Raw genomic sequence first — 16,907 nt, 5'->3', positions numbered from 1 at the left:
CCGCCTCGAGGGCGGCCTGTTGCAGCAAGTCAGTTAGGTGGGCGACGACACGCCGGGAAGCGCCGGCGCGACTTGGTGCCTGCGCTTATGCGGCAGTTGGTGCCTCAGGCGTAGCGCGACAGCGCGAGGTCGGAGACGTCGATCTCGGGGCGGACACCGCCGATCATGTCGGCCAGCACGCGGCCCGAGCCGCAGGCCATGGTCCAGCCCAGCGTGCCGTGGCCGGTGTTGAGGTAGAAATTGTCGAACTTGGTGCGCCCGATGACCGGCGTACCGTCGGGAGTCATCGGCCGCAAGCCGCTCCAGAAGGTGGCGCGGCTCTGGTCGGCGGCGCCGCCGAACAGGTCCTCGACCGAGAACTGCAGGGTTGCCTTGCGCGATGGCGACAGGTCGGTGTTGAAGCCGGCGATTTCGGCCATGCCGCCGACGCGGATGCGGTCACCGAGGCGGGTGATGGCGATCTTGTAGGTGTCGTCCATGATGGTCGACACCGGCGCCTTGCTTTCGTCGACGATCGGCACGGTGATCGAGTAGCCCTTCACCGGATAGACTGGTACGCGCAAGCCGAGCGGCTTGACGAAGGACGGCGTGAAGCTGCCGAGCGCGCCGACGAACATGTCGGCCTCGACTTCGCCTTCCGAGGTGCGCACGGCAACGATGCGCTTTCCTTCCTGGCGCAGGCTTTCGAGCTTTACATTGTAGCGGAACTCGACGCCGAGACCTTCGGCGAGCTTGGCCAGCTCGTTGGTGAACTTGAAGCAGTCGCCGGTCTCGTCATTGGGCAGGCGCAGGCCGCCGGCGATCTTCTCGCGCACCGGCGCGAGCCCCGGTTCCGCGCCGATGCAGCCGGCAGGATCGAGCACTTCGTAAGGCACGCCGTCGCTCTGTAGCACCTCGATGTCCTTGGCCATGCCGTCGAGCTGCTTCTGGTAGCGGAACAGCTGCAGCGTGCCCTGCGTGCGGTGGTCGTACTGGATGCCGGTGTCGTCGCGCAGCGAAATCAGCTGGTCGCGGCTGTATTCGGCAAGGCGCACCATGCGGCTCTTGTTCAGCGCATAGCGGGCCGAGGTGCAGTTGCGCAGCATCGCCGTCACCCAGCGCCAGGTCGAGACGTCGAGCATTGGCTGGATGATCAGCGGCGCGTGCTTCATGAACAGCCACTTCATCGCCTTCTGCGGAATGCCGGGGGCGGCCCAGGGCGAGGCATAGCCGGGCGAAATCTCGCCGGCATTGGCAAAGCTGGTTTCCAGCGCCGGCCCGGCCTGGCGGTCGAGCACTGTCACCTTGTGACCCTGCTTGGCCAGGTAGTAGGCGGAGGTGACGCCGATGACACCGGCACCGAGTATGACTATGCGCATGATTGCCCCTGTGGTTTAGCGCGCTGCCGAGCTGAGGTAGCGGCGTCTGTAGCGCCGTCCCAGGCTGGTCAGGATTTCGTAGGAAATGGTGCCGGCATCCGACGCGATCATTTCGAGCGTCTGGTGCGGGCCGATCAGTTCGACCATGTCGCCGAGCTTCAGCGCCCCGGTCGGCAGGGCGGTGACGTCGAGGATGATGCTGTCCATCGACACGCGCCCGACGATCGGCAGGCGCACGTCGCCAAGATAGGCAGCGCCGGCATTGCTGAGGTGGCGCGGCAGGCCGTCCGCATAACCGGCGGCGATGGTGGCAAGCCGCATCTCGGATTTGGCGACGAAGCTCGCGCCGTAACCGACCTCGGCTCCCGCCGTCACCGTGCGGGTCTGGACGACGCCAACTTCGAGCCGCACCACCTGGCGCATCGGATTGGTGCCCTCGCCGAGCGGCGCGCCGCCATAGAGCGCGATGCCGGGACGGGCGAGATCGCCGTGGAAGTCGTCGCCCAGGAAGATGCCGGCCGAATTGGCGAATGACAGTTTGGCATCGGGGAAGCGGGCGCGCACTTGCCGCATGCGTCCGAGCTGGCGGGCGTTGGCATCATGGGCCGGCTCGTCGCCGCAGGCGAGATGGCTCATCACGATGTCGATGTGGACGCCGTCGAGACGGTGAGGTTCGGCGAGCAGCGTTTCCAGCTCCTGCGGCTCGAGGCCGAGCCGCGACATGCCCGTGTCGGCCTGCAGCGCCGCCGGCAACATCGTGTTGCGCGCCTTGGCGGTGGCCGACCAGTTGGCAACCTGGTCGAGCGAATTCAGCACCGGCACGACGCCGAGGTCGGCGCAGTCAGCCTCGCTGCCCGGCATCAGGCCGTTAAGCACAAGGATGCGCGCGTTGGCGGGAAGATGCGGCTTCAGCCTGACCGCCTCGATGAAATGGGCGACGAAGAAGTCGCGGCAGCCGGCGGCGTAGAGTGCAGGCGCGACCTCGGCCACGCCGAGCCCATAGGCGTCGGCCTTGACCACGGCCGCGGTCTTTTCAGGCGCGTTGCGTTGGCTGAGCTGCCGGTAGTTCTCCACCAGCGCGCCGAGATCGATGGTCAGCACGCCGCAAGCCGCACGGCTTTCGATGTCGCTTTGCACATCCATAGTCATATCCGGGAACTGTCCTCGCCTTGTCAGAAGAATACCGCAATGATCAGCGAAAATCTTGCCAATGTGATGACGATCGTGCGAACTGGACGCAATCTGTGCAATTTTCGGCGTATTCTTGAAAGGAAATGCGATGCCCTCTCTGGACGCTATCGACCGCGGCATCATCCGGGCGTTGCGCGCCAATGCGCGCGTCAGCAATGCCAGCCTGGCGGTCGAGGTCGGCCTGTCGCCGTCGGCCTGCCTCAGGCGGGTGCAGTTGCTGGAGCAGGAAGGGGTGATCCGCGGCTACACGGCGATCATCGGCAATGCCGCCGCCGACGAGGGCATCGCCGTCATCGTGCAGATCACGCTGGAGCGGCAGACCGAGGAGTATTTCAACCGCTTCGAGCTTGCGGTGCGGCGCTACCCCGAAATCAAGGAGTGCTACCTGATGACTGGCGACTCCGACTACTTCCTGCGCGTCGAGGTGGCCAGTGCCGGCGATTTCGAGCGCGTGCACAAGGAAATCCTGTCGGCACTGCCGGGCCTCGCCCGCATCCATTCGAGCTTCTCGATCCGCAACATCCTGCAGTCGAAAAGGCCGAAGACATCTTGAAGAAAAAGCCGGCGCACTAGTGGTGCGCCGGCTTCGTTGTCAGTGTCAGTTGGCCGACTGGGTCACGAATTTGGTGACCAGATAGGCCTCCAGCGCTTCCGTGCCGCCTTCCGAGCCGTAGCCGCTGTCCTTGACGCCGCCGAACGGCGTTTCGGGCAATGCCAGGCCGAGATGGTTGATCGTCAGCATGCCGGTTTCGATCTCGGCGCTGAGGTCGGTCACCGTCTTGTTCGACTTGGTGAAGGCATAGGCCGCAAGTCCGTAGGGCAGGCGGTTGGCCTCGGTGACGACGTCCTCGAACGTCTTGAACGGCATCACCAGCGCCACCGGGCCGAACGGCTCCTCGTTCATGATGCGCATGTCGGTGCGCACGCCCGAAAGCACCGTCGGCTCGAAATAGGAGCCCTTGTTGCCGATGCGCTTGCCGCCGGTCTCGAGCCTGGCGCCATCGGCCACCGCCTCGGTGATCAGCTTCTCGACGGCTTCCAACCGGCGTTCATTGACCAGCGGGCCCATGCGGCTGCTTGCCTCCAGGCCGTCGCCGACCTTCACGCCCTTGGCATGTTCGACGAACTTGCCGAGAAAGCGGTCATAGGAGCCTTCCTGGATCAGGAAGCGCGTCGGCGACACGCAGACCTGGCCGCCATTTCGGAACTTCGACGCCGCAAGCGTTGCCGCTGCCTGCTCGATGTCGGCGTCGTCGAACACCATCGCCGGCGCATGGCCGCCAAGCTCCATCGTAGCACGCTTCATATGAGTGCCGGCGAGTGCCGCCAGATGCTTGCCTACCGGCACCGAGCCGGTGAACGACACCTTGCGGATGACCGGATGCGGCACGAGATAGCCGGAGATTTCAGGCGGGTTGCCGTAGACGAGGTTAAGCACGCCGTCGGGCAGGCCGGCATCCTTGAATACGTCGCCCAGGCAGGCAGGAGACGCCGGCGTCTCTTCCGGCGGCTTGACGATGATCGAGCAGCCGGTGGCAAGGGCAGCGCCGATCTTGCGTGCCGCCTGCGAAATCGGGAAGTTCCACGGCGTGAACGCCGCGACAGGGCCGACCGGTTCCTTGACGACGATCTGCTGGATGCCAGGGGCGCGGGCCGGAATGACGCGGCCATAGGTGCGGCGGCCTTCCTCAGCGAACCAGTCGAACAGGTCGGCCGAGGACAGGACTTCCATCTTGGCTTCGCCGACCGGCTTGCCCTGTTCCTGCGTCAACAGCGCGGCGATCGCATCGGCGCGTTCGCGCAGAAGGTCGGCGGCGCGGCGCAGCACCTTGGAGCGGTCGTAGGGCGAGACCTTGCGCCAGATCTTGAAGCCGCGGTCGGCGGCGGCAAGCGCCCGGTCGAGGTCGCCCTTGCCGGCCGAGGCGACCTTGCCGATCACCTCGTTGGTGGCGGGGTTGTAGACGTCGATGGTCTTGCCGCCTTCGGCAGCCGTCCATTTGCCGTCGATGAACAGTTTCACTTCGGGGTACATGCTGTGTCCTTGCTGGGTCGTTCGTGAGCGGGTGGAGAATGGGTTGGCGTCGTCGCCGGGCGGCGGGTCACGCCTCGAATGGTTCGCTAGACATAGGTTCGCCTCAGCTTCTCTGCCACCAGTCCGGCGATCGCCAGCGACGAGGTCAGTCCCGGGCTTTCGATGCCGAACAGGTTGATCAGTCCGGCGACGCCATGGACCTCGGGTCCCTGGATGACGAAATCGGCAGCGGGTTCGCCGGGGCCTGCGAGCTTGGGGCGGATGCCGCTGTAGGTCGCACTCAGGCTGCCGTCGGCGAGGGCAGGCCAGTATTTGCGGATCTCGCCATAGAAGTGGTCGGCCCTGCGCGGATCGACAGTGTAATCCTTGGTCTCGATCCACTCGACATCGGGGCCGAAGCGCATGCCACCATTGAGGTCGAGCGTCAGATGCACGCCGAGCCCGCCCGGCTCCGGCACCGGGTAGATCAGCCGGGAGAAGGCCGGCTTGCCTGATACCGAGAAGTAGTTGCCCCTGGCATAGCGCAACTCGGACACGAACCGTGGGTCGAGCCCATCCAGCGACGCGGCAAGCCTGTTGGCGCCGAGGCCGGCGGCATTGACGACATGCCGTGCCGCGATCTCGAAGCTTGTGCCGCTCGACGTGTCGCGCGTCTGCAGCACGAAGCGGCCCGCTTCGATCCGGCCTGACAAAATCTCGGTGTTGAGGCTGAGGAAGGCGCCGTGCTCTTCAGCCTCGCCGAGCAGCGACAGCATTAGCGCATGGCTGTCGACGATGCCGGTCGATGGCGACAGCACCGCGGCGTGGCAGGCAAGCGACGGCTCCATCGCCTTGGCCTCGGCGGCGTCGAGCAGCACGAGGTCGTCGACGCCGTTGGCCCGCGCCTTGTCGATGATGCCCTTCAGCGTCGGCACCTGCTCCAGCAAGGTCGCCACGATCAGCTTGCCGCAGCGCTTGTGCGGAACGCCGCGCTCGGTCGCATAGGCGTAGAGCATGTCGCGGCCCTTGACGCACAGCTCGGCCTTCAGGCTGCCTTGCGGATAATAGATGCCGGCGTGGATCACTTCCGAGTTGCGCGAGCTGGTTTCGGTGCCGATGGCGTCCGCCGCCTCGACGACGATCGTCTCCATGCCAAGCCGGCTCAACTCCCGCGCCACGGCGAGGCCGATGACGCCCGCGCCGGCGATGATGCAGTCGACCGTCTCCATTGTCAGACAGCACCCCCGGCCGGCTTCAGCGCGGCGAGCTGCTCTATGATGGCAGAGCTTGCGCCCCTGATGTCGTCGACGATGGCGCGATCGGCCCGGTCCGCGTCGCGGGCCTCGATGGCTGTGAGGATCACATGGTGATGGTCGATCATCGCCCGCCCGCCGTGCTGGTAGGAGGCGGCGATCATCGGCCCCATCTGCAGCCACAACCGGTTGAGGATGCCGCGCAGCACGGTCATGCCAGCGATCTCGGCCAGCGCGAAATGGAAGGTCTGGTTGAGCTCCAGCGCTGCCGGCCAGTCCGCCGCGGCAATGGCCTGCTCGTTGCGCGTGACGAGCTCGCGCAGCCGCGCGATGTCCCTGGCCTCGGCTTTCAATGCTGTCTCGCGCGCGGCCAGCCCCTCCAGCTTCATCCTGATCTGGCGGATCTCGAGATAGCGCTCCAGCGTCATGACCGGCACGCGCACCTCGCGCGCCGACTTCTGCACCAGCGCCTCGTCCTGGATCAGGCGCAGGATGGCATCGCGCACCGGCGTCACCGACGTGCCCAGAGACTGTGCCAGGTCGCGGATGGTCAGGCGCGCGTCGGGCGCGAAGCGTCCCTTGATCAACGCGTCCGACAACTGGCCGTAGACAATCTCGCCGAGATTGTCGTGCTCAACCATCTGCAAGGCGAAGCCTTCGTTCATCGGTTCCCTTCGCTCATCGGTTCAATGTCCGGTCGCGCATGATGGTCACGCCGCCTGATTCCAGGTCGCGTGCCCCTTTGTCGGTACTGGGCAGGTGCGGCGCCCTGGCCTTATCTGGCCTGCCGCTGCCGCCCCTCTGGCCCTTGACATTGGTCCACGCGAAAAACATGATGCATCAAACAACAATTTACGGATTTTGCAAGCGGTCGCTGACTGCCACCGAAAGATCGACGACATCGTCGCCCTGCCGGCGACGCTTCATCCAGTGAGGAACGACAATGGACAGCCAGCCGAATTCGCCTGAGGCGCGCGACAAGAAATTCCACATGCACGCCTACACCAATGCCCGCCGCCACCAGGAGGTCGGGCCGCTGATCATCGAAAAGGGCGATGGCATCTATGTCGAGGACATCTCGGGCAAGCGCTACATCGAGGCGATGTCGGGCCTGTGGAGCGTTGGTGTCGGCTTCTCCGAGCAGCGCCTCGTTGATGCCGCGACGAAGCAGATGGCCAAGCTGCCCTACTATCACAGCTTCACCCACAAGGGTCACTCGCCGCTGATCGACCTCGCCGAGAAGCTGGTCACCATGGCGCCGGTGCCAATGAGCAAGGCGTTCTTCACCAATTCCGGATCCGAGGCCAACGACACGGCCATGAAGATGATCTGGTTCCGCTCCAATGCGCTCGGCCAGCCTGAGCGCAAGAAGATCATTTCGCGCAAGCGCGCCTATCACGGCGTCACCATTGCCTCGGCCAGCCTCACCGGCCTGCCTAACAATCACCTGTCCTTTGACCTGCCGATCGCCAACGTGCTGCACACCTCGTCGCCGCATCACTGGCGCGAGGCGCTGCCTGGCGAGACCGAGCAGCAGTTCTCGACCCGCCTCGCCGACGATCTGGAAAAGCTGATCCTCGCTGAAGGCCCTGAGACTATCGCCGCAATGTTCGGCGAACCGCTCATGGGTGCGGGCGGCGTCGTCGTGCCGCCGGCCGGCTACTGGGAGAAGATCCAGGCCGTTCTCAAGAAGTACGACATCCTGCTCGTCGCCGACGAAGTCATCTGCGGCTTCGGCCGCACCGGCAACATGTTCGGCTCAGAGACCTACGCCATGCAGCCCGACATCATGGTCATGTCGAAGCAGATCTCGTCGTCCTACCTGCCGATCTCGGCACTGATGATCAACGACAAGGTGTTCGAGCCGATCGCCGACGAAAGCAACCGCATCGGCACCTTCGGCCACGGCTTCACCGCCGGCGGCCATCCCGTCGCCGCAGCCGTGGCGCTCGAAAACCTCAAGATCATCGAGGAGCGCAACCTCGTCGCCAACGCCCGCGAGGTCGGCGCCCACATGCAGAAGCGCCTCGCGAAAATCGCCTCGCATGATCTTGTCGGCGAAGTCCGCGGCATAGCCCTCATCGGCGCCATGGAACTGGTCACCGACAAGGCGACCAAGGCGCCATGGGGCTCCGTCGGCGCGCTCGGCGGCCTCGTCAACGGCATCCTGCAGCAGAACGGCATCATCTCCCGCAATATGGGCGACGCGCTTGCCTTCTGCCCGCCGCTGATCATCAACGACAAGCAGGTCGACGACATCTTCGACGTCGTCGAGAAGTCGCTCGACGAGGCCGCGAAGCAGGTCAAGGCCTGATCGCAGCACGCATGATCAAGACAAAAAGCCCGCCATCCGGCGGGCTTTTTCGTTGGGTACTCGCGGCATGCCTTCTCCCACAGGGCGAGACGGCAAAAGCCCTCAAACGTGCTGGCCGCCGTTGATGTGGATTTCGGAGCCGGTGACGTAGGATGCCTGGCCCGAGCACAGGAAATAGATGATGTCGGCGACTTCCGAGGTCAGGCCGAGCCGACGCATAGGGATCGTCTCGACGATCTTTTCGGTACCCGGCGACAGGATCGCGGTGTCGATCTCGCCGGGCGCAATCGCGTTGACGCGGATGCCGTGCGGGCCGAAGTCGGCGGCCATCTCGCGGGTCAGCGCGCCGAGTGCTGCCTTTGATGTCGCATAGGCCGTGCCGGCGAAGGGGTGGACGCGGGTGCCGGCGATCGAGGTCACGTTGACAACCGAGCCCTTGGCCGCCGCCAGCTCCTTGAACAGGCCGCGCGCCAGCATGATCGGCGCCAGGAAATTGACCTGGAACACGTCGCGCCAGACATGCATCGGCGTGTCGATCGAATTCATGCGGCCGCCGCCCTTGTGCTTGGGCGAGATGCCGGCGTTGTTGACCAGCGCATGCAGCAGCCCGCCTTCCTTTTCCAGCCGCTGGCGGATTTCGGAAACGGCGCTGCCGACGTCGCCCTGGTCGGCGAGATCGACCTTGATGTGATCGTCGGGACCGGCTGGCCACGGGCAGTCGTCGGAGAATGCCTGGCGCGAACAGGTGATGACGCGCCAGCCTTCGCGCGAAAAGCGCTTCACCGTCGCATGGCCGATGCCGCGGCTGGCTCCGGTCAAAACGATCGTCTTTCGCCCTTCGGTCTTCTCGGCCATCACATCCTCATTTCAAGCTTACAACGTATGTAGCGGATGCACCTTGCCATTGCGAGGGGGCGCGGCTCTCAGCCGCGCTCGGCAGCCGCCTTGCGGCTTGACCGCGCCGGCCCGACGGGCGACTTCTACAGCTCATGTCCATGACCTCGTGGCGAGGAGATTTCGCGTGCAGTTCACCAAAATCGGCGGCGTCACGCTGCATCACCAGCTGATCGGCGGGCCCGCCAACAAGCCGGTCTTCGTCTTCGTCAATTCGCTCGGTACCGATTTCCGCATCTGGCGCGACGTCATCATCCGCCTCGCCGGTGACTTTCCGATCGTCACCTACGACAAGCGCGGCCACGGCCTCTCCGATGTCGGCAACGCGCCGTACCGGATGGACGACCACGTCGGCGACCTCGAAGGCCTGCTCGATCATCTCAACGTCAAGGACGCCATCATCTGCGGCCTCTCGGTCGGCGGCCTGATCGCCCAAGGCCTCTACGCCAAGCGCCCCGATCTCGTTCGCGCGCTGGTGCTCTGCGACACCGCCCACAAGATCGGCACGGTCGAGCTATGGAACAGCCGCATCGCAGCGGTCGAGAAGGATGGCATCGCGGCGATCACCGATTCCATTCTCGAGCGCTGGTTCACGCCCGAATTCCACCAGCAGCGCAAGGACGACCTGACAGGCTATCGCAACATGCTGACGCGCCAGCCTGTCGCCGGCTACACCGGCACCTGCGCCGCCCTGCGCGACGCCGACTACACCGAGGCCGCCAAGGCAATCGCCGTGCCGACGCTCTGCGTCGTCGGCGATCAGGATGGCTCGACGCCGCCGGCGCTGGTGCGCACACTGGCAGACCTCATCCCCGGCTCGCGCTTCAAGATCATCGATGGCGCCGGCCATATCCCCTGCGTCGAGAAGCCGGAAGAACTCACCGATCTCATCAAGCGCTTCGTCGCCAAGCTGCCATCGCAATAGGCTGGCCGCCACAGGCCGCGCCTAGGCCGCCGGCGGCTCCATCGCCTCGGTCGTGGCATTGCCGCCTTCGTCAGGCTCCTTGAGCCTGAACCAAGCGACATAGAGCGCCGGCAGGAACAGCAGCGTGATCGCCGTACCGGCCAGGATGCCGCCCATCATCGCGTAGGCCATCGGCGCCCAGAACACCTCGCGCGCGATCGGGATCAGCGCCAGAGACGCCGCTGCCGCCGTCAGCGCGATCGGCCGCATGCGGTGCTCCGACGCCTCGATCACCGCATGCCACCTGTCGGTGCCGGTGGCGATCAGCTCCTCGATCTGCACGATCAGGATCACCGAGTTGCGGATCAGGATGCCGACCAGCGCCAGCACGCCGAGGATCGCGACGAAACCGAGCGGCTGGCCCGTCGGCACCAGTGCCGCGACCACGCCGATCAGGCCGAGCGGCGCGACAGCCACCACCAAAAACAGCCGCTGGAAGCTCTGCAGCTGCAGCATAAGCACCGTTGCCATGATGAACAGCATCAAGGGCACCACAGCGATGATCGGCCCCTGGCTGTTGGCGCTTTCCTCGACCGAACCGCCTGTCACCACCGTGTAGCCGTCGGGCAGCTTGGCGGCGAAGTCGTCGATCGCAGGCTTGAGTTCGGCAACCACGGTGTCGGGCAGGGCGCTGCCGACCATGCCTGCCTTGACGGTGATGGTGGGCAGGCGGCTGCGGCGCCAGACCGTCGGCTGCTCGATTTCGTAGCGGAAGTCGGCCACCGTCGCGAGCGGTATGGATTCACCGTTGCCGGTCGGGATCTGCAGGTTGCGCAGCGTCTCGATCGAGCCGCGTTCGGCATCCTGCGCCCGCACCACGACATTGATCAAATAGGTGGCGTCGCGCACCTGGGTGATCGCCACGCCGCCGACAACGCTGTTCATGGCGCTGGAGATGTCTTCGGAGGTGATGCCAAGCTGCCGCGCCTTGTCCTGCAGCACCTCGACCTTCAGCACGCGCTCCGGCTCGTTCCAGTCGAAACCGGGCGCCTGCAGCTTGGGATTGGCCGAAATGACGCCTGCCAGCTGCTGCGACAGCGCCCGCACCGTCTGCACTTCGGGACCGCTGATGCGATACTGCACCGGCCGGCCGACCGGCGGGCCAAGCTCAAGCGTCTTGACGTAGGTGTCGGTGCCGACGAACTGCTCGCGCAGGATCTTTTCGATCGCCGGCTGCACCCTATGCCTCGCCTCGAGATCCTTGGTCACGATCACGGTCTGGCCGAAATAGGGGTTGGTCGGCTGCACGTCATAGGCCAGCACGAAGCGCACCGCGCCCTGGCCGATATAGGAGCTCCAGTGGTCGATGTCGGCATTGCCTTTCAGCGCGATCTCCTCGAAGCGCTCGATCTGGGCGCGTGTCTCGGCGATCGAGCTGTTTTGCGGCAGGTTCCAGTCGACGATCAGCTCGGGCCGGTCCGACGGCGGGAAGAACTGCTGCTGCACGAAGGTCAGCCCCACCACCGACAGCACGAAGGCGACGATGGTGGCGATGATGGTCAGCCAGTGGCGGCGCACGGCAAGCCGCAGCAGGCGCGAGAAGCCCGCGGCAAAGCGGCCCGGCCGCTCGTCGTGCTTCTTCATCGTGGCCGGCAGCAGCGTCACGCCCAACAGCGGCGCAAACAGCACCGCCACAATCCATGACAGCAGGAGCGAGACGGCGATGACCACGAACAGCGTGTAGGTGTATTCGCCGGCCTGGCTGGTGTTGAGGCCGATTGGGATGAAGCCGGCGACCGTCACCAGCGTGCCGGTCAGCATCGGAAACGCTGTCGACGTGTAGACATAGGTCGCGGCCTTCCGGAGCGAGTCGCCGACCTCCAGCCGCGCCACCATCATCTCGACAGCAATCATCGCATCGTCGACAAGCAGGCCGAGCGCGATGATCAGCGCGCCGAGCGAAATGCGCTGCAGCGAAATGCCCATATAGGCCATGACCAGGAAGGTGATCGCCAGCACCAGCGGGATTGACAGCGCCACGACGAAGCCTGCGCGCATGCCGAGGCTGATGAAGGACACGGCGAGCACGATGGCCACCGCCTCGAACAACGCGCGGGTAAAGCCCGATACGGCATGCTCGACGATAACAGGTTGGTCGGCCACCTGGTGCACGCCGACGCCGACCGGTAGCTCGCCTGTTACCTGTTCCATCAGCGCCTTCAGCGCTTCGCCAAACTCCAGCAGGTTGGCGTTCGGCTTCATGCCGATGGCCAGCCCGATCGCTGGTTCGCCATTAACGCGGAACAGCGAGGTCGGCGGATCGACATAACCGCGGCTGATGGTGGCGACGTCGCTCAGCCGGAAGAAGCGGTCGTTGACCCTGAGATTGATTGCCTTCAGGCTCTCCTCGGAGGCGAACTGGCCGCCGACGCGTACCGCGATCCGTTCCGGCCCGGCCTGGATGACGCCCGACGGCGACACCGCGTTCTGCGCCTGCAGGCTGGCGACGACGGCTTGCTGGTTGAGGCCGAGTGCCGCGATCTGGCGCGTCGAGAATTCGAGATAGATGACCTCGTCCTGCGCGCCGATCAGCTCGACCTTGCCGGCATTGGGAATGGTCAGGATGCGCGTGCGCACCATCTCGACATAGTCGCGCAGCTGGCGCATCGACAGCCCGTCCGAGGTGAAGGCATAGATGTTGCCGAAAACGTCGCCGAAGCGGTCGTTGAAGAACGGCCCCTGCACCCCTTGCGGAAAGTTCGGCCGGAGATCGTTGACCATGTTGCGGACTTGCACCCAGGTGGGCGCCACGTCGCGCGCCTTGGTGGTCGGCTTGAGATTGACGAAGATGATCGTCTGGCCGGCGGTCGTCACGCTGCGGCTGAAGTCGAGGCTCTCCAGCTCCTCGAGCTTCTTTTCGATCCTGTCGGTCACCTGCCGCGTCGTCTCGTCGACCGAGGCTCCCGGCCAGTTGGCCTGGATCAGCATCGTCTTGATGGTGAAGCTCGGATCTTCCTCGCGGCCGAGATTGAGATAGGCGAAAACGCCCGCCACGGTGAAGATCAGCATGAAGTACCAGACGAGAGAGCGGTGGTTCAGCGCCCAGTCGGAAAGATTGAAACCCTTCACCTACGCCCCCTCTGGAATTCTGACCTTCTGGCCTTCGGCAAGGCTGTTCGCGCCCGCAGTCACCACGCGCGTGCCCGCGCCGATGCCGCCGGCGGTGAAGCTCGCATCGCCCTTCGCCTTGACCTCGACAGGCTGCAGGCTGACGGTCGAGGCGCTGGGGTCGACAACCCAGACGAAGCTCTTGCCGTCCTTTTCCACCAGCGCCGTCAGCGGAAGGTCGATCGCTTCGTCGGCCTTCGACGGCTGCGTTGCCGTCACCGTCGAGCCGAGCCGGAAGGCCGTCGGCGGATCGCTCAGCGCCAGCCGCACCCGCCGCGTCCGCGTCGCGGCGTCTGCCTGTGGCGCGATCTCGCGGACATGCGCCTTGGCCCGCAGCGAGGGCAGCATCTGCAACGCTACCTCGAATTCGTCGCCGTCGGGGAGACTGATCGCCATCTGGTCGGGAACGTCGACGACGGCCTCGCGTGCGTCCGAGCGCGCCACCGTCACCACCATCTGTCCCGGCGAGACGGTCTGGCCGACCTCGGCGCCGACCGCTGTCACGATGCCGTCGAAATCGGAAAACAGCCGGGCATAACCGAGTTGCTCTTCTGACTTGGCCAGTGCCGCGCGCGTCCGCTCCACATTGGCCGCAGCTGAATCCAGCGCCTGCTTGGCGGAATCATAGACTGCCTGCGAGGTGTTGGATTCGGCCAGCAGGCTGCGCTGCCGCTCCTCGCTGGCGGCGGCATTGGCGAACTGCGCCTCCGCCGTCGTCAGGTCGGCGCGCGCCGCCTGCGCTGCCAATTCCAGTGCCAGCGGGTCGATCGCTGCCAGCGTCTCGCCCTTGGTCACCATGTCGCCGACGCCGACATCGCGCGCCACCAGCCGTCCGAGCAGGCGGAAGGCGAGGTCGGCGGAGAATTCGGGCTGGATCGTGCCGGCAAACCCTTGCGCGGTCTGCCCGTGTGGCTCGACCACCGTCGACAGCACCGGCCGGATGACTTCGGGCGGCGGCGCCTTTTCCTCGCTGCAGGCCGCAAGCGCGAGCAGCGAGACGAGGGCGAGCGTATGTGCCTTGACCTTCATGGTGCCACCTCCACCACCTGGCCGGGACTGAGCAGCTGGCCGCCTTGGGCGACGACCGATTGCCCGACCTCCAGGCCCTTGGCCACGACGACGACCCCAGAGGCGAAGGACTGCACCTCGATCGCCGCCAGCGCCACCGCCTTGGTCGCCGGGTCGATGGTCCAGACCGCCGGCTTGCCCGCATCCGACATCAGCGCCTGCCAGGGCAGCACGATTGCCGGCTGGGGCTTCGATACGATCGTGCCTGTAATCGCAGCACCCAGCGGCATCTCGATCGGCGTGTTGGGCACCATCACCTTGACCCGGATCGAGCCGGATGCCGGATCGACAGCCGGCGACACCTCGCGCACCTGTCCCGGTGCCTTGATGCGCGGGTCCGAGATCAGCGCGATCATCACGTCGGGCGCCACCGGGTTGCGCGCCACCAGCGCCTCGTCGACATTGAACACCGCGTCGCGGTCGCCGTCCTCGGCGACGGTGAACACCGTCTGCGCCGCTTGCACCACCTGGCCGACCTCGATCGTCCGTGCCGTCACCACGCCGTCGGCGCTGGCCTTCAGCTCGGTATAGGTCAGCCGGTCCTCGGCGTTGCTCATCTGGCTCTGCGCCGATTCCACACCGCTTTGGGCGACGCGTTGGGCCTGGTCTGCCTGGTCATAGTCACGCCGGGTCGTGAAGCCCTGGGCAAGCAGCGTCTTCTGCCTTTCGAATGCGGCGGCGGCCTGCCTGAGCTGCGCCTGCGCGGCATAGAGGCTCGCCTGTGCCGCCCGCACGTCCGACTGCTGCTCCTGCGGGTCGAGCCTGGCCAGCACCTGGCCCTTGGTCACGCGCTGGCCGATGTCGACGCTGCGCTCGGCGACCCGGCCGCCGACCTGGAACGACAAATTGTTCAGCGTCCGCGCGGAAATGACCCCGGTGAGTGACGTCGATGGCGCGTAGTCGGACAGCTTTACCTCGACGGAGCGCACCACGATCGGCTGCCGTTCCGCCGTTTCCTGCTTCTGGCAGGCGGCGACCGGCAACAGCAGGCAAAGCACGAGGGCAGGGAGGTTTCGTTTGGGAGGGGCGCATGACGGCATCTTGCCCGGCATGCCTGCGGTGATTGGGTTCGTGGATCGCATGTGCACCCCCAAATCGCTTCGCCAACAAGCTACGATGCAACAGGCGATCCGGCAACGCCTTGCAAGCCTCCAAGTGCCGGGGTGCAGCGGGGCGAGGGACGTGGCGCGTGCGGCACACGCAGCCAGGGAACCCGAGCTTATTCTTGAGCGTTGTTGGACGCATCAATCCCGGAGGACGCCATGGACCGCATGCTCTTCGACAACCCGGTCACGATCCGCATCGGAGCGGAAAGCACCCAGCGCGAGGTGACGACCGTCAAGGGCGCTTACGAAGCGCTGGTCGATTGGCCGCATGCCAAGCGCAGCGGCCCGCTCTACCGCGAGGCGGTCGAAACCGTGTCCGCAGCCCTTGCCGGCACCCGCACGCGCGAGGCGGCCAAGCGGGCCTTCATCGCCGCCGCCGACGAGATCGGCATCCGCGTCTGACTGCCTGGCTGCGGATCGGGTGACAGCCGTTCGCTGGCGTGGCGAACGGCGCAAATCCCCATTGCCGGCAAAATGGGGCAGGACATTTTAACGGCACACGGCTTTGCCGGAATAAATTAACTCTACAGAGTTTGTAGAATTAAACATCCTGAATGGGCATCGTCATTCAACCCCGAGGGGGAAGCCCATGTCAGATTTCACGCGTCGTGCCTTGCTCGCCACAGTCGCCGCCCTGTCGCTCGCGCCTTCCGTCGGCGCGGTCCAGGCCGAGGACTTCAAGATCACCATCGGCTACCAGACGGTTGTCGAGCCCTCGAAAGTGCCGCAGGCCGACGGCGCCTATGAGGCTGCCACCAAGGCCAGCATCGACTGGCGCAAGTTCGATTCCGGCGCCGACGTCATCGCGGCCATTGCGTCCGGTGCCGTCGACATTGGCTATGTCGGGTCGAGCCCTCTGGCGGCCGCCGCCAGCCGTGAACTGCCTATCGAAACCATTTTCGTTGTCGGCCTGATCGGCGAATCCGAGGCGCTCGTCGCCCGCGATGGCGCCGGCATCGAAAAGGCCGCCGATCTCGCCGGCAAGAAGGTCGCGGTGCCCTTCGTCTCGACCACGCATTACAGCCTGCTCGCCGCCCTCAAGCATGAGGGCGTCGATCCCAAGTCGGTCGAGATCCTCAATTTGCGTCCGCCTGAAATCGCGGCCGCCTGGCAGCGCGGCGACATCGACGCGGCCTATGTCTGGGATCCAGCACTTGGCCAGATCAAGACCTCGGGCAAGGTCGTGCTCGACTCGGCCAAGGTTGCCGAATGGGGCGCGCCGACCTTCGACGCCTGGATCGTCCGCACCGACTTTGCCGCAAAGAACCCGGCCGCCGTGCGCGACTTCGTCAAGGTGACGGGTGCTGCCTATGCCGAGTTCCTCGCCAAGCCGGAAGCCTGGGGAAAGGGCTCGCCGCAGGCCGACAAGATCGCCCGCCTCACCGGCGCCAAGGTCGAGGACGTGCCGGCGCTGCTCAAGGGCTACGTCTTCCCGACGCTGGAAGAGCAGGCGTCAGCCAATTTCCTGGGCGGCGACACCGTCAAGGCGGTGGCGGCGACCTCGGCGTTCCTCAAGGAGCAGGGCAAGATCGACGCGGTTCAGCCCGACTATTCGAAATATGTGACGTCGAAATACGTCACCGAGGCGCTCGCCTCCAACTGAGGCGCAAGCGACCCGCGACCTCCCGCGCGGGCACGAA

At 65.5% G+C, this 16,907-nt stretch carries 14 protein-coding genes; 5 read left to right on the top strand and 9 right to left on the bottom strand.

All coding sequences use genetic code 11. The features are described 5' to 3' along the window. Positions 1-104: 104 nt before the first annotated feature. Together ACSQ3E_RS26610 and alr are read right to left on the bottom strand one after the other, a co-directional pair. Entirely contained in the window at positions 105-1,358 is a 1,254-nt protein-coding gene (locus ACSQ3E_RS26610) for a D-amino acid dehydrogenase (protein ID WP_436124968.1), read from the bottom strand. A gap of 15 nt (positions 1,359-1,373) precedes the next feature. Continuing rightward, positions 1,374-2,507, bottom strand: a complete 1,134-nt coding sequence (gene alr / locus ACSQ3E_RS26605) for an alanine racemase (protein WP_436124967.1) — start codon at positions 2,505-2,507, stop codon at positions 1,374-1,376. Positions 2,508-2,637: 130 nt separating this feature from the next. Here alr and ACSQ3E_RS26600 point away from each other — a divergent pair, with 130 nt between their 5' ends. Beyond that, positions 2,638-3,102, top strand: a complete 465-nt coding sequence (locus ACSQ3E_RS26600) for an Lrp/AsnC family transcriptional regulator (protein WP_436124966.1) — start codon at positions 2,638-2,640, stop codon at positions 3,100-3,102. Positions 3,103-3,147: 45 nt separating this feature from the next. Here the strand turns inward: ACSQ3E_RS26600 and ACSQ3E_RS26595 are convergent, their stop codons facing one another. The 3 genes from ACSQ3E_RS26595 to ACSQ3E_RS26585 form a co-directional block, all read right to left on the bottom strand. Beyond that, entirely contained in the window at positions 3,148-4,581 is a 1,434-nt protein-coding gene (locus ACSQ3E_RS26595; RefSeq protein ID WP_436124965.1) for an NAD-dependent succinate-semialdehyde dehydrogenase, read from the bottom strand. An 86-nt stretch (positions 4,582-4,667) separates the two neighbouring features. Continuing rightward, entirely contained in the window at positions 4,668-5,789 is a 1,122-nt protein-coding gene (locus ACSQ3E_RS26590) for an NAD(P)/FAD-dependent oxidoreductase (RefSeq protein WP_436124964.1), read from the bottom strand. A gap of 2 nt (positions 5,790-5,791) precedes the next feature. Further along, positions 5,792-6,478: a GntR family transcriptional regulator gene (locus tag ACSQ3E_RS26585; RefSeq protein ID WP_436124963.1), complete on the bottom strand. Its 687-nt coding sequence runs from the start codon at positions 6,476-6,478 to the stop codon at positions 5,792-5,794. Between the two features lie 278 nt (positions 6,479-6,756). Between ACSQ3E_RS26585 and ACSQ3E_RS26580 the strand changes: the two genes are divergently transcribed. Then, positions 6,757-8,127: an aspartate aminotransferase family protein gene (locus tag ACSQ3E_RS26580; protein ID WP_436124962.1), complete on the top strand. Its 1,371-nt coding sequence runs from the start codon at positions 6,757-6,759 to the stop codon at positions 8,125-8,127. 102 nt (positions 8,128-8,229) lie between these two features. Here the strand turns inward: ACSQ3E_RS26580 and ACSQ3E_RS26575 are convergent, their stop codons facing one another. Further along, on the bottom strand, positions 8,230-8,982 hold the full coding sequence (locus ACSQ3E_RS26575) for an SDR family NAD(P)-dependent oxidoreductase (protein WP_115729846.1): 753 nt from the start codon (positions 8,980-8,982) through the stop codon (positions 8,230-8,232). 166 nt (positions 8,983-9,148) lie between these two features. On the opposite strand from ACSQ3E_RS26575, the gene pcaD reads away from it, so the two are divergent. Further along, the gene (pcaD, locus tag ACSQ3E_RS26570; RefSeq protein ID WP_436124961.1) at positions 9,149-9,946 is read left to right on the top strand and encodes a 3-oxoadipate enol-lactonase; all 798 of its coding nucleotides are present in this window, start codon (positions 9,149-9,151) and stop codon (positions 9,944-9,946) included. Between the two features lie 21 nt (positions 9,947-9,967). Here pcaD and ACSQ3E_RS26565 read toward each other — a convergent pair whose 3' ends face one another. The 3 genes from ACSQ3E_RS26565 to ACSQ3E_RS26555 are packed head-to-tail and all read right to left on the bottom strand — an operon-like array spanning position 9,968 to position 15,159. Beyond that, positions 9,968-13,054, bottom strand: a complete 3,087-nt coding sequence (locus ACSQ3E_RS26565; RefSeq protein WP_436124960.1) for an efflux RND transporter permease subunit — start codon at positions 13,052-13,054, stop codon at positions 9,968-9,970. Then, positions 13,055-14,122: an efflux RND transporter periplasmic adaptor subunit gene (locus ACSQ3E_RS26560; RefSeq protein WP_436124959.1), complete on the bottom strand. Its 1,068-nt coding sequence runs from the start codon at positions 14,120-14,122 to the stop codon at positions 13,055-13,057. Further along, complete coding sequence (locus ACSQ3E_RS26555) at positions 14,119-15,159, bottom strand: efflux RND transporter periplasmic adaptor subunit (protein ID WP_436124958.1); 1,041 nt, start codon at positions 15,157-15,159, stop codon at positions 14,119-14,121. The genes ACSQ3E_RS26560 and ACSQ3E_RS26555 overlap by 4 nt, the downstream gene beginning before the upstream one ends. A 264-nt stretch (positions 15,160-15,423) precedes the next feature. Here ACSQ3E_RS26555 and ACSQ3E_RS26550 point away from each other — a divergent pair, with 264 nt between their 5' ends. Both ACSQ3E_RS26550 and tauA read left to right on the top strand, forming a co-directional pair. Then, the gene (locus ACSQ3E_RS26550) at positions 15,424-15,669 is read left to right on the top strand and encodes a DUF982 domain-containing protein (protein ID WP_310327531.1); all 246 of its coding nucleotides are present in this window, start codon (positions 15,424-15,426) and stop codon (positions 15,667-15,669) included. Between the two features lie 187 nt (positions 15,670-15,856). Beyond that, positions 15,857-16,870 carry a taurine ABC transporter substrate-binding protein gene (gene tauA, locus ACSQ3E_RS26545; RefSeq protein WP_436124957.1) on the top strand — a complete coding sequence of 338 codons (1,014 nt, stop codon included), beginning with the start codon at positions 15,857-15,859 and terminating at the stop codon, positions 16,868-16,870. Positions 16,871-16,907: the final 37 nt, after the last annotated feature.

The organism is Aminobacter sp. LjRoot7, from assembly GCF_964252895.1.
GTDB lineage: Bacteria > Pseudomonadota > Alphaproteobacteria > Rhizobiales > Rhizobiaceae > Aminobacter > Aminobacter aminovorans_B.
Note: the sequence above shows the minus strand (reverse complement) of the source record. Positions and strands in the feature narration are given on the sequence as shown.

Excerpts from the sequence above, each read along its gene's own strand:
- ACSQ3E_RS26610 (WP_436124968.1), bottom strand. The coding sequence starts at position 1,358 with ATGCGCATAGTCATACTCGGTGCCGGTGTCATCGGCGTCACCTCCGCC.
- alr (WP_436124967.1), bottom strand. The coding sequence starts at position 2,507 with ATGACTATGGATGTGCAAAGCGACATCGAAAGCCGTGCGGCTTGCGGC.
- ACSQ3E_RS26600 (WP_436124966.1), top strand. The coding sequence starts at position 2,638 with ATGCCCTCTCTGGACGCTATCGACCGCGGCATCATCCGGGCGTTGCGC.
- ACSQ3E_RS26595 (WP_436124965.1), bottom strand. The coding sequence starts at position 4,581 with ATGTACCCCGAAGTGAAACTGTTCATCGACGGCAAATGGACGGCTGCC.
- ACSQ3E_RS26590 (WP_436124964.1), bottom strand. The coding sequence starts at position 5,789 with ATGGAGACGGTCGACTGCATCATCGCCGGCGCGGGCGTCATCGGCCTC.
- ACSQ3E_RS26585 (WP_436124963.1), bottom strand. The coding sequence starts at position 6,478 with ATGAACGAAGGCTTCGCCTTGCAGATGGTTGAGCACGACAATCTCGGC.
- ACSQ3E_RS26580 (WP_436124962.1), top strand. The coding sequence starts at position 6,757 with ATGGACAGCCAGCCGAATTCGCCTGAGGCGCGCGACAAGAAATTCCAC.
- ACSQ3E_RS26575 (WP_115729846.1), bottom strand. The coding sequence starts at position 8,982 with ATGGCCGAGAAGACCGAAGGGCGAAAGACGATCGTTTTGACCGGAGCC.
- ACSQ3E_RS26560 (WP_436124959.1), bottom strand. The coding sequence starts at position 14,122 with ATGAAGGTCAAGGCACATACGCTCGCCCTCGTCTCGCTGCTCGCGCTT.
- ACSQ3E_RS26550 (WP_310327531.1), top strand. The coding sequence starts at position 15,424 with ATGGACCGCATGCTCTTCGACAACCCGGTCACGATCCGCATCGGAGCG.
- tauA (WP_436124957.1), top strand. The coding sequence starts at position 15,857 with ATGTCAGATTTCACGCGTCGTGCCTTGCTCGCCACAGTCGCCGCCCTG.